At 39.4% G+C, this 12,013-nt stretch carries 11 protein-coding genes and 1 pseudogene; 8 read left to right on the top strand and 4 right to left on the bottom strand.

All coding sequences use genetic code 11. From position 1 onward, the window contains the following. Positions 1-262: 262 nt before the first annotated feature. Entirely contained in the window at positions 263-1,759 is a 1,497-nt protein-coding gene (locus ACY8D0_RS09750) for an ATP-binding protein (protein WP_462410319.1), read from the bottom strand. Between the two features lie 304 nt (positions 1,760-2,063). After that, positions 2,064-2,576, bottom strand: a complete 513-nt coding sequence (locus tag ACY8D0_RS09745) for a hypothetical protein (protein WP_462410318.1) — start codon at positions 2,574-2,576, stop codon at positions 2,064-2,066. 161 nt (positions 2,577-2,737) lie between these two features. On the opposite strand from ACY8D0_RS09745, the gene ACY8D0_RS09740 reads away from it, so the two are divergent. The 7 genes from ACY8D0_RS09740 to ACY8D0_RS09710 all read left to right on the top strand — a co-directional run bounded on the left by ACY8D0_RS09740 (position 2,738) and on the right by ACY8D0_RS09710 (position 8,630). Beyond that, entirely contained in the window at positions 2,738-2,917 is a 180-nt protein-coding gene (locus ACY8D0_RS09740; RefSeq protein WP_462410317.1) for a hypothetical protein, read from the top strand. Between the two features lie 44 nt (positions 2,918-2,961). After that, positions 2,962-3,369 (top strand): hypothetical protein, encoded by a 408-nt coding sequence (locus tag ACY8D0_RS09735; protein ID WP_462410316.1) that lies wholly within the window; start codon positions 2,962-2,964, stop codon positions 3,367-3,369. 219 nt (positions 3,370-3,588) lie between these two features. Further along, positions 3,589-4,008, top strand: coding sequence for a hypothetical protein (locus ACY8D0_RS09730; protein ID WP_462410315.1), 420 nt, complete (start codon positions 3,589-3,591; stop codon positions 4,006-4,008). Between the two features lie 788 nt (positions 4,009-4,796). Beyond that, on the top strand, positions 4,797-5,828 hold the full coding sequence (locus tag ACY8D0_RS09725) for an acyltransferase (protein WP_462410314.1): 1,032 nt from the start codon (positions 4,797-4,799) through the stop codon (positions 5,826-5,828). A 109-nt stretch (positions 5,829-5,937) separates the two neighbouring features. Further along, the gene (locus tag ACY8D0_RS09720) at positions 5,938-6,453 is read left to right on the top strand and encodes a hypothetical protein (protein ID WP_462410313.1); all 516 of its coding nucleotides are present in this window, start codon (positions 5,938-5,940) and stop codon (positions 6,451-6,453) included. A gap of 211 nt (positions 6,454-6,664) precedes the next feature. After that, complete coding sequence (locus ACY8D0_RS09715; RefSeq protein ID WP_462410312.1) at positions 6,665-7,300, top strand: pentapeptide repeat-containing protein; 636 nt, start codon at positions 6,665-6,667, stop codon at positions 7,298-7,300. A gap of 133 nt (positions 7,301-7,433) precedes the next feature. Further along, positions 7,434-8,630, top strand: a complete 1,197-nt coding sequence (locus ACY8D0_RS09710) for an MFS transporter (protein ID WP_462410311.1) — start codon at positions 7,434-7,436, stop codon at positions 8,628-8,630. 67 nt (positions 8,631-8,697) lie between these two features. Here the strand turns inward: ACY8D0_RS09710 and hxlB are convergent, their stop codons facing one another. After that, positions 8,698-9,255 (bottom strand): 6-phospho-3-hexuloisomerase, encoded by a 558-nt coding sequence (gene hxlB / locus ACY8D0_RS09705; protein WP_462410310.1) that lies wholly within the window; start codon positions 9,253-9,255, stop codon positions 8,698-8,700. A 3-nt stretch (positions 9,256-9,258) separates the two neighbouring features. Beyond that, positions 9,259-9,906 (bottom strand): 3-hexulose-6-phosphate synthase, encoded by a 648-nt coding sequence (gene hxlA / locus ACY8D0_RS09700; protein WP_462410309.1) that lies wholly within the window; start codon positions 9,904-9,906, stop codon positions 9,259-9,261. Between the two features lie 262 nt (positions 9,907-10,168). On the opposite strand from hxlA, the pseudogene ACY8D0_RS09695 reads away from it, so the two are divergent. Further along, positions 10,169-10,429 (top strand): annotated as a pseudogene (locus tag ACY8D0_RS09695) (rhodanese-like domain-containing protein); the annotation flags it as partial. Positions 10,430-12,013: the final 1,584 nt, after the last annotated feature.

Here is a 12,013-nt window from a genome sequence, read left to right as displayed (position 1 = left end):
ATACGATTGACTTTGTGAAAGGTTTCAAGGGTTTGTCGAAAAATGCGGTTGAGGGGAAAATCGCCGGCAAAACGGCATGGGAAAGCCCAGCCAAGTTTGTGCCCTAAGGGGGATGGCCTGCTACTTTGGCAAAAAGGTTGATAATCGATCCCATCCTAGCTCAAACAGACCTTTTCTAGCGGTTTCCTAGGATGGGAAGAATCATCGTTTCAGTTTACTTGCATGAATATATTTTCAGTTTGCCCGTTTGAATCATTGATCTTCATGAATGAGTTCTGGAGCCATTAAATGAAATAATAAAAGTAGTTCCTTGATGTAGATTGCTATTTACACGAATAGAGCCTTTATGGTTTTGAATGATTTTGTAGCTGACCATAAGGCCCAGCCCATTCCCGTCCTGTTTTGACGTAAAAAAAGGCTCTCCAAGTTTTTTTACCTGTTCCGGGTCCATTCCGATTCCATCATCCTTTATTGTGATGACAATATTTTGATTTTGGGAGTCCCTTTCCACCAGAATTATGATGTTCCCTCCGGCGGGCATCGCTTCAATGGAATTCTTCAGTAAGTTTAAAAATACCTGTTTCAATTGATTTTTCTCGCCGGCGATTACAACCTCCTCAATTGGAAGTTGGCACTCGATTTTGACGTTTTTTAGAATCGCTTCTGGCTCAAGGAATTTAACCACACTCACGATGATGCTATTAATATGGCAGCCACTGAATTGGACTTGATGCGGCTTAGAAAAGACCATTAATTCACTGACAATGAAATTAATCCGGTCAATTTCATCCAGGATAGTGGTCGCATAGTATGGTTCCATTACGTTTTGATTCATCAGCTGGACAAATCCCCTGATGGTCGTTAACGGGTTGCGGATTTCGTGGGCGATCCCGGCTGCCAGTTCACCAATGGCTGAGAGCTTCTCCGCTTTGCGTAACGTTTCTTCCGAGTTCCTTTTTTCCGTTATGTCATATTGTATGGAGATATGTTTATACCGCTGCCCATCTGAATCAACAAACGGAATAATCGTGGTATCCAGCCAATACTGGGTCCCATCCTTCGCCTGGTTCAGTATTACCCCTTTCCACGCCTCCCCCCTATCGATCGTCTCCCATATTTCATCGAAGAATGCCGGGGGATGATAGTTCGAAGAGTACAAATCATGCTTTTTCCCTATTAACTCTTCCTTGGAATATTGATATAAAGAACAAAATTTATCGTTTGCATATAAAATTTTATCTTCACGATCCGATATGGCAAAAATAGTGGCCTCATTTAAAACGGTCTCTAAATCCGCCAACTCTTTCAGCGTCATTTTTAAATCTTCCCTCGACTCATCCAAGGCATGTTGAATAAATGACATTTCCTCGTTATAAATAGTCAAAAGCGTTTTAGAAATGAGCTGATAGATGTATTCAATTATTTTCATCACTTCAAAGTAGTTTTGCATGGAAATCTTTTGTTGAAGGACTTGTTGTTCCAGTAGATCCATAATCGAGTATCGAGTCAGGTATACCAGATGAATGGAATCATCCAGAGAAGCTTTACTTTGGATTAAGTTAAAACCAAATTCCCGTATGAAGACTATTAGGTTATTTTTATTGTCATCCGTCTGGTTTATTAAATACTCCCCTAAAGGGGCAAATAAATTTCCCCATAGGAAATCCAAATTTTCAAATTCGACACGCTTATCTATTGGTAATATGTTCCTATCCATCTCTTTTATCTTTGTGCCTATGTACTCAATATGTCTGTTCATTTTATCCCTCATGAAAAAAATAGTATTTTACCTACCTATTATTTAGATAAAGGTCTGTTAAATCCCTTTTTTAAAAAGGTCCTTTATCTATCAATATTGATTTTTTTAATACTTTTATATGGTAAAATTATACTATATTTTAAAATATAGGGGGTTGTTTTATGGGAGATATCGTTTGGGGCAGTCCAGGTAGTTTGTTTTGTTTAGGATTTTTCTTTGCTGGTTTGGGTGTTTTCATTAAACTATCAAGAATGCCAAGAAAATAATAGGAGAATCAGATAGCAGCCAAACATGGCTGCTATTTTCATTTCGAGTAAAATTCTTTTTTCTTTTTGAGATATTCCTTCTCGCATGGAAGGATTTCATATTGTATTTGGTTACCCTGTTTCTTTTTCCGGTCGGTTACTGACCATTTTTTATCTTTGAGTTTTAAATGGACCATCACATTGGTGTTATCGTGTTCCTTGTATAAGACATAAGCCTCCTGCGGTCTGACAAACAATTTAGGATTTCCCCGTGTTGCCACAAAGAAATGTTTTTTTAACGAATTATAGATATCATCTTTCTCCTTGCCGCCATAAATCATATGGGCCGCATCCAAATCCCTCGAAGATATTTCGCTGTAGCTCTGTTCATTAATATCAAGATTGAAAGTCGCGATCACGTCTTTCATCACTTGATTGGTAAATTGTTCATCCCGAACCTTCCTTTGCTCCAGGCAATCTGGTGTTAATCTTGGAACTTCAGCGTGTATCGGTAGTGAAAATAGGCTGGAAATCAGGGACATCCCCATCAGGAGGGGAATTATTTTTTTCAAAAAAATCACCTCGACCGTGTTTGCGGCTAGTATTTGACTAGGTTGAAGTAATTATTCCGAGGACGTCGGGACAAGAATTTTCATGAATAATAGAAAGTAAATGAAAATATCTATAAATAAGGATGTCCACAAAATTCCCTACCAAGATGGGGGCTGTCTTTTTGTATAGGAATAAGAATGTCAATATAATCCTTATTTTGTTATCCATCTTAGTGATCCTAGTGATTGCTCATGTCATTACCCATATTAAAGTGTATGTCGTATATAGTACCGGATTAGGCCCTATTTTTGTCATTGGATTAATCATTTGCCTCATTGTTTTGTTCTTTTTCAAAGGTTGACATAATCATCGTTCTTAGCCGCAGACTATATCTGAGGTGAGAACATGAGAAAAATCTTATTCCCCTTCCTCTTCTTGCTTTTTATTTTTCCAGCCGACACATGGGGGGCAAAACTGAATGGCTCCGATTGTCCAAAAACGGAAACGCTGATGACGACCACTGACCAGGATCAAGAGGAGCTTATCCGTGCCCTGGGCAAGATTTTCTCTAAAGATTATGGTTCTAGTCTTCTTCAATGGAGAGTGGAGATAATCAAACCAATGACAAGACTTACCGGGCTTGAAAGGAATCATTACAAAACGGTTATGAGGGCATGCGGAAAAGATGTGGCCGATCGTTCTTGGTTCGTGAGGTTAAGGTATCATCGATTATTTCCTACTGGAGCCATTTATGAATTTTATATGGTGAAAAACAAAAATCATAAATGGGGGATTTGGCATAGAAACAGATGACGGTAGTTTGCTTTTTTTATAAAAATTCCAGAACATAGGATTTGCCGATAAGATGGGGAAATCGGTTGTTACGAGAGCGGTTTCGGTTGATAAAACAAGAAAATGCGTTGATAAACCAATTAATTTGGTTGATACACTAATCCAAATAAAAAATAGCTCGCGTAACTCCTCTATACAGAACGAAAACCAATTACCTAGCCATGTTTTCGGATGCAATTTGTGTGTCTGCTGGAAGGATTGGGCACGACTCACCCGACTAAGAATGTTCTTTCATTTGGACCAATTTTAGCAAACTTGAAGGGGCTTGCTTTTCTAATAGATATTCCAAAATATGGTAATGTCGATAGACTGGGGAAATTGGTTGATAAGGTGGCGGTTTCGGTTGATAAAAGGTACCAACCGGTGGATAGAACAAAGAAATGCGTTGATAAACAAATTAATTTGGTTGATAAACTAATCCAAATAAAAATAGCTCGCTTAAAAGAACAATTTAAAACGGGTAATTCCTCTATACAGAACGAAAACCAATTACCTTGCCAGGCCGCTGCCTGGCTTTTTGGTTGCAATTTGTGTGTCTGCCCGAACGGATTGGGCACACTCAACCGATTAGGAATGTTCTTTCATTTGGACCAATTTTAGCAAATTTGATGGGGGTTGCTTTTCTAATAGGTATCCCAAAATGTGGTAATGTCGATAGACTGGGGAAATTGGTTGATACGGTGGCGGTTTCGGTTGATAAAAGGTACCAACCGGTCGATAGAACAAAGAAATGCGTTGATAAACAAATTAATTTGGTTGATAAACTAATCCAAATAAAAATAGCTCGCTTAAAAGAACAATTTAAAACGGGTAATTCCACTATACAGAATGAAAACCAATTACCTTGCCAGGCCGCTGCCTGGCTTTTTGGTTGCAATTTGTGTGTCTGCTCGAACAGATTGGGCACATTCACCCGATTAAGAATGTGCTTTCATTTGGACCAATTTTATCAAACTTGCGGGGTTTAATATCCCAAAATATGGAAATGTTGATAGACTGGGGAAATTGGTTGATAAGATGGCGGTTTCGGTTGATAAAAGGTTCAAAATTGTTGATAGAACAGGGAAAAGTGTTGATAAACAAATTAATCTGGTTGATAAACTAATTCAAATAAAATTAGTTCTATTTAAAAAACAAATCAAAATGAATAACTCCTCTATAAAGAACGAAAATAATATCAAAAAAGGAAATCAATGACCCTGCCAGGCAGCTGCCTGGCTTTTTAGATACACACAAATGGGAAGCGGCCGAAACTTGGCAAAAAGGATACATAAACGATACTTTTTAATTAAAAACAAAGCCCCTCGTCTCGCACTCATAATGCCTGTCTTATGGGTAATAATAGAACGACTAGTTGTGAGATGATGTCAGGAATTGAGGCCGTTGCCATGCAGAGGAATTATGCGATTGATTTTATCAAATTTTTTGCCATCGTGGCGGTTGTGCTGATCCATACGTTTCCCGCCGACCACGAGCTTGGATTCTTTTTTATCGATAACTTTACCCGGTTTGCCGTGCCTTACTTTTTTGTGGCCTCGGGGTACTTGTTCGCCATTAAAGTGAAGGATAACCCAAACTCTTGGGCTTATTTTAAACGATATATCTTTAAAATCTTGAAAATATATGTCTGCTGGCTGCTTTTTTATTTTGCTTATGATCTGGTGCGTATGTATTTGGAGAACGGCGGGAACATGCGCAATGAGCTGTCCAAGTATCGTGAGAACTTGACGTTCCGCAACCTGGTCTATTACGGGGAAGGAACAAGCGGTTACCAGCTGTGGTTCGTGATTGCCCTTGTGTGGAGCATTGCGATTCTTTATCTATTTTTCCGTCTGAAGAAAATAGGACTGCTGCTCGTACTTAGTTTGATTATGAATCTGGTCGGGCTGTTCGGTCAGTCGTATTCTTATTTTTATGAGCTCCCAGTGGATAGTACCCGCGACGCCTTATATATTGGCCTATTATATACGACCATGGGTTTCTGGTTTGCCTCATATCAAAAGGCGCGGAGCTATAGCAACAGAGCCTACTTCCTTTGGTTTTGTTTGTTTGCGGTGTTGCAGGGCGTGGAAGGGTATTGGCTCGAGAAGGTGTTGTCGGCAAAGCATGGCGAATACTTTGTCTCGACGATTTTCCTGACCGTGTTTCTGTTTATTTTTACCCTTAACCATCCGCAGTTGGGAAAGGGATTATCGGTTTCAAAAATTGGAGCTAAGTCTTTGGGGATCTACACGATTCACGTCTTTTTCATCGACATGGTCGACCTCTGGTTTAACGATCTCGGTGAAGGGGATGCGACGCATAGTGTGTTCTGGAATCTGATGGATGCCTTCCTCGTTTTCACGGTTTCCTATCTGGTCTACGGTTTGCTGCAAAGGGCGAAAAGGTCCACCGGAATGATTCCAGTCCTTCGCAAATGAGGAGAGTAACCCTGGCTGGCAACGACCAAATGGCAACATTTTCCACTTCGTATAAATTTTATGTCAGAGTAAATTCTATAAAAAAAGGAAAGAGGAGAGAAAAAAGTTTATGCTTGCACCTCTGCTTCGAATAGGATTCATTTTGTCCTGGCTTACAGTTTATTTTATTCCTAAACGAACAGTAAAAAGATACCTGCCCGCTTCCACACTGGCAGCATTATTGGTTATGACTACGGTTTTTGTTGGTTCTCATTATAAAGCTTGGGAAGTAAAAGGAAGTACAAAAACGAGAATCTATAACATCTTATCTGTCATTTTAGGTCCTTTTGCCGTAGGAACCATCTGGATTTTGCATTTAACTTATCGGAAGTTTTGGTTATATGCTTTGACCAATTTACTTCAAAATTTCATTTATGCCTTTCCAATCTTAAACTTCCTCGAAAAAGTGGGATTTATCAGATACGTTAAGTTTACCCGAATCCATCATCTCATTGCGGCCATGTCATATGCCTTCATCATTTATGGATTTCAATGGTATCTGGAGAAACCTTTTTCACCTTATTCTCGTTTGACTCTTAAAAGGATTCTTAAATGGCCCAGGTTCCGGTTTTCTAGGATTTTTTAAAAAATTTTTTGGAAGTTAATAATTTGTTAAGATTTATGAGTTAAGATACAAACATGAAAGAGCAAGCAAGCCTTTTTCATAACCACCCCACCCCCTTTTATATATATCTGGAGGCCCTCGAATCGCGAGGGCCATTTTTTTATTTGTTGAAACCAACCAGGTGTATGATACACTCTATTTACTAGTTAGCTAACGAAAGAAGGTTTAATAGATGAAAATAGATATTCCCAGAATTTCAGCAGAGTTAGCTTCAAGGGATTTTCGTGATATTTTTTATGAAGAAGACCCGATACTCGAAATGTGTGAAATCGTCGACTCTACTTTTGAAAATGAATCGGTCGATCGCGTCCGGCTCTATAATGTCGTGATTAAAAATGGCAAATTCACGAATACCGATTTTAGCAATATTGATTTGACAGATGTTCGTTTTGAAAACTGCGATTTAGCCAATGTGAATTTCAGCCATTCTTCTATCCATCGAGTGGAATTTAAAAATAGCAAACTAATCGGTGTAAATTTTGCTGAATCCAGTTTAGGGAATGTTCGTTTTGAGAATTCGGTATTAAACTTGGCGGGATTCGGAAGTTCTAAGTTGGAAAAAGTGGTTTTTGAAAAAGCCTCATTAGATAGTGCCGATTTTTTTGACTGTAAACTTAAAAAAGTGGAATTCCAAGAATGTAACCTTGATGGAGCGAATTTTGATCAAACCTCTTTAAAAGGAATCGATATTAGTTCTTCTGTTTTTGATACGCTTACTGTTACAATGGAAAGCTTAAAAGGCTGCAAGGTCTCCTCCCATCAGGCCATTCAGTTTGCCGCACTCATGGGAATGATTATTAAAGATTAACCTTTGCCCTCGAAATGGTTCGAGGGCTATTTTTTTGTGTTTCTTGCCATAACCAATCGTTATGGCCATCATTAATATCGATTATTAGACGTTATTGGACACAAGTACTATCATGGAATGGGGAGGAATTTTTGTGAAGAGTCGTATTACGTGGGGAATGCTGATTGGCAGTCTTGTCACGTTTGCCAATATTTATGGCCCCCAAACCTTTATTCAGTCTTTTACTCATGAATTTCAGCTTTCGGCCTCACAAGCGAGTTTGGTTTTATCCATCTCTACCTTTACGCTCGCGTTTGGCATGCTGATAATGGCGGCCATTTCCAATCGGTGGGGCCGCAAAAACATTATGGCCTTTTCTTTGATCAGCTCGTCGATTTTATATATTCTTGAGGGTTTTACTCCTAACTTTGAAACCTTATTGGTCATTCGCGCTCTGCTGGGCCTGGCAGTCGCCGGTTTTCCTGCCATCGCGATTACCTACTTGGCAGAGGAACTGCCGCCTAAAGAGTTTCCAAAAGTCTTGGCGGTCTATATCACAGGCACCGGTGTCGGCGGTTTTATCGGACGGATTATCTCCAGCTCGATGCTGGATTTGACCAACTGGAAAATCGCGGTTTGGACGCTTGGCGTCATGACGCTTTTGTTGTCCATCGTGTTTATCTTTTTAGTCGCTCCATCCAAAAACTTTACGCCTCAGCCTTTTTCCATTAAAAGTTGGCTGACCGGTATTTTGAATGCCTGCAAGCAAAAAAAATTATGGTATTTCTACGGACTTGGCTTTCTAGCACTGGGCATTTATGTGGCGATCTTTAACTATATTTCATTTCCACTAATGTCCCGGTTCGGTTTGAGCCAAACGCTAGTCGGGTTCGTGTTTGTTTTTCAACTGATGGGGTCGATAGGGTCCATGACAACTGGCCGACTGAGTGACCGCTATAGCCGCATGCAACTGCTGGTTTTTGCCCTTGTTTTTTCCTTTATCGGCATTGCATTAACTGCGGCTCAACAGCTAGTAATCGTGCTGGTTGGCCTGTTTGTGATTTCTTGCAGCTTTTTTGCTTGGCATAGCCTGATCAGCGGCTGGGTGTCGAGTTCCGCCATCCCGAGTGCCAAGGCCTATGCGTCATCACTTTATTTGTTGTTTTATTATATTGGTTCGAGTGTCATCGGGACGGTCAGCGGCCATTCTTACGATCGATACGGCTGGAACGGCATTACCATCACCTTATTCGGATGTATCATCGTTTCTCTCATCTTGGTGGTGCTGATCCAACATCATTTAAAGCATCATCTAGAAGAAACCGGTCACTCTTTAAAACAGGTCAGTTAGGCACTTTCCATTACTGATAAGCTAAAGGCTGCAAAGTTTTTTAAACTCTTTGCAGTCTTTATTTTCTTTATTCAAGATTGGCATGCCTGCCATACATCTTATTGGTGTCTAATCCCTTTTTCTCCATGAACCGTAGTATGACGGCGTCAAAAAAAAGCAAAAGGGTTTGCTCAAACAGTGAGCCCATTGGTTGGATGGTCTGAGAATCGCCCTCTGATTGATTTTTGGGTGACCCGGTTAACGGAGTGGTGAAATCAGCTAATTGTCCAATGCTGGAACTGGGATTTATGGTTACAGCTGCTATTTTTCCACCAATGCATTTTGCTTTTTCAGCCATGGAGACTAGGCTTTTGGTTTCACCTGAACCCGAGCAGATAATCAATAAATCCTCTTTTTCAAAATTAGGGGTTACCGTTTCTCCGATTACATAAGAATCAATCCCCATATGCATCATTCTCATGGCAAAGGATCTTGCCATCAATCCGGATCTTCCTGCGCCAGCCACAAAGACTTTCTTAGATTCAAGAATGCCGTTTAACAGTTTTTCAGCATCTTCATCCTTAATGATGGGAATCGAGCGGCTTAGTTCTTTCAGAATTTCTTCTAAATATTGGGTAGTCTGCATCTTTTAGTGAAGGACATCCATTTCTGCTTTCATCATTTGGTGCATCTTTGCCGCCACTGCTTTTTTATCCTCTTGTCCGGTAATACCGCCGCCTACAATGATCAATTCTGGTTGTTCTTTGATTGCTTCAGGAAGTGTTTCTAATTTAATGCCGCCAGCGATGGCTGTTTTAGCCTTTTTTACGACGCTTTTAATGGTGTGAAGATCTTCAAATGAATTTTTTCCTACTGCCTGCAAATCATATCCAGTATGAACACAAATATAATCGACACCCATAGCATCTACTTCTTTTGCGCGTCCTGCTAGATCCTTTACCGCAATCATGTCGACAAGGATTTTTTTGCCTTGTTTTTTGGCTTCTGCCACAGCACCCTTGATGGATTCGTCTTCTGCGGTTCCTAGGATGGTAATGATATCGGCACCTGCTTCAGCTGCTTTCATGACTTCGTATCCTGCAGCATCCATGATTTTTAGGTCTGCTAATACTTTTAAATCAGGGAATGCATCCTTTACGGCTTTTACTGCATGGAGGCCTTCATTAATGACCACAGGCGTCCCGATTTCAACAATATCAATATGCTCTTCCACCTCTTTAATCAACTCAAGGGCTTCAGGAATATTGACTAAATCTAATGCTAATTGTAATTCCACCTATATGTCACTCCTCATGATTCTTTTCATTTGTTGCACTATAGTAGTAATGCCCCATGAACCCTTTAAATTGACCCGGCATGTGTAACCAATGTTCGCAAACATTGGCATAGCTGCTAGTATAAATTCATTATTTTGAGGAAAATTATTAGAGTTATGCTTTTAAATAAGCTTGTAAGGAAGGCCAGTGGGTTGGAGGGCCTTGTTTTACATATGATGCTTGACGTGAGGGTGATTTAGCTAAAACTGGATGCAAAAGCATGTGCCTGTTCAGGATGCAGCTGATGCGGGAGCATGTGGGCTTATACCAAGCAGTGTTAATATTTCGTTAGGCATTCTCCCCATAAGAGCCGATTTGCTAGTACCGGAGCATCTGCGTGATGAAAGGTTATCGGATAGAAATCGTCCTGTTATCATCACCTGTGGAGCCGGCGGACAGGCAGCACTAGGTGCCTATCTCTTAAAACAGATGGGGTTTGAAGATGTTGCTTTTATTGAAGGAGGAACTACTGCTTGGAAGTAAGCAGGATTTGAAGTCGAGTAGTTTATTAAACCATGCGGATCAAAAGCAACACGGCCCTCTTTCAAAAAAATAGGTTCCTTTGTTCTTTTTTTTAATTTAGGCTCTGTTACATGAAATATTGATTATTTAACAGAGGCACAATGCAAGAAAATTCTGCACCATGAGATAAACGAACCTATCTATTTGTTCATTAATTTAGATTGGCTTATTTTTGGGTGGCCTACAATTAATAAAAAGTTAAGTTCCGTTCGCTACAATATCAACATGAAAGTTTCTTTTTCATGATCTCCTAATATTTTTCTCTTTTCCCTTGAATAGCGAGCCGCTTTCGAGGGCTTTTTTGTAAGGATCCTTAGATTTGCATGCTATGAACCTTTCAATCAAACGTTTGATTAAAATTCCCCCTGTTTTTAATTAAACGTTTGTTTAAATGTTTCCTAGTCAAAATTCATAGTGCCAGCCAGGCCACGGCCTGGCATTTTATATGAAAAGGACAAATGTCGATAAAAGGGGGAAATCGGTTGATGAAAGGTCCCAGAAGGTCGATAGGAGGTCCCCTTGCGTTGATAAAACAGGGAAATGCGTTGATAAACAGGTAAGTTGGGTTGATAAACTAATTCAAATAAAGAACGTTCTCTCTAAAGGACATATACAAGGAAATATAATCTCTTAAAAGAACCACTGGTTAAGGTTCATCTGCTTCTATTTCAACATGGAAATTTTTTCATGATCTCCTATATTTTATTTCTCTTTTCCTTCGAATAGTGAGGCCTTTTTTCGTAAAACCCCTTAAATGCGCACCATTTTGAACCTTTCAATCAAACGTTTGATTAAATATCCCCCTTTTTTTAATCAAACGTTTGATTAAAAAAGCACCTTGGTAAAGTTAATATAAAGTTAAGCTTCATCCGCTACTATATATTCAACATGAAAGTTTATTTTTTCATGATCTCCCTTTTTATATTTCTCTTTTCCCCTCGAATAGCGAGCTGCTTTCGAGGGTTTTTTTTTGTAAACTTTAAATTAAGCTCAAAGTTAATCATTTGTTAAGCTTCATGAGTTAAGATACAAGCATGAAAGAGGCTAACTGACTTTTTTCATCCCCCCCTTTTATATACTTTGGGCCCTCGAAGAGCGAGGGCCCTATTTTTGTTGCCTTAAATAGACATCAGATTCGTCTCCGTGGACTTTCTATTAAAGATTGCCTTGTTCCATGCAATGGCAGAATGACACCTCTTTTCCAGTCTATCTATACAAATTTTCATATGCCCTTAATAATTTGTTCATTTTTATGAGTTAAGATAGAAACATGAGAAAGCTTTACTTTTTCATGACCCCCTTATATATACTTTTGCCCTCGAAATCGTCGAGGGCTATTTTTTTGTAAAACACTGAACCCTTTTAATCAAACGTTTGATTAAATATCCCCCTATTTTTAATTAATCGTTTGATTTAATGACTCCTAGTCAAAATTCAAAGAGTAAGCCAGGCCACGGCCTGGCATTTATATGAAAATGGTAAATGTCGATAGAAGAGGGGAATCGGTCGATAAAGGATCCCAATATGTTGATAGGAAGTTCCTTT

The organism is Neobacillus camarae (assembly GCF_054950115.1).
The sequence above is the reverse complement of the archived record's forward strand: the minus strand, read 5'-3'. Positions and strand labels throughout refer to the sequence as shown.

Coding starts and splice junctions, on each gene's coding strand:
- ACY8D0_RS09720 (WP_462410313.1), top strand. CDS start 5,938: ATGCTTGCACCTCTGCTTCGAATAGGATTCATTTTGTCCTGGCTTACA.
- ACY8D0_RS09735 (WP_462410316.1), top strand. CDS start 2,962: ATGAGAAAAATCTTATTCCCCTTCCTCTTCTTGCTTTTTATTTTTCCA.
- hxlB (WP_462410310.1), bottom strand. CDS start 9,255: ATGCAGACTACCCAATATTTAGAAGAAATTCTGAAAGAACTAAGCCGC.
- ACY8D0_RS09715 (WP_462410312.1), top strand. CDS start 6,665: ATGAAAATAGATATTCCCAGAATTTCAGCAGAGTTAGCTTCAAGGGAT.
- ACY8D0_RS09750 (WP_462410319.1), bottom strand. CDS start 1,759: ATGAACAGACATATTGAGTACATAGGCACAAAGATAAAAGAGATGGAT.
- ACY8D0_RS09725 (WP_462410314.1), top strand. CDS start 4,797: ATGCAGAGGAATTATGCGATTGATTTTATCAAATTTTTTGCCATCGTG.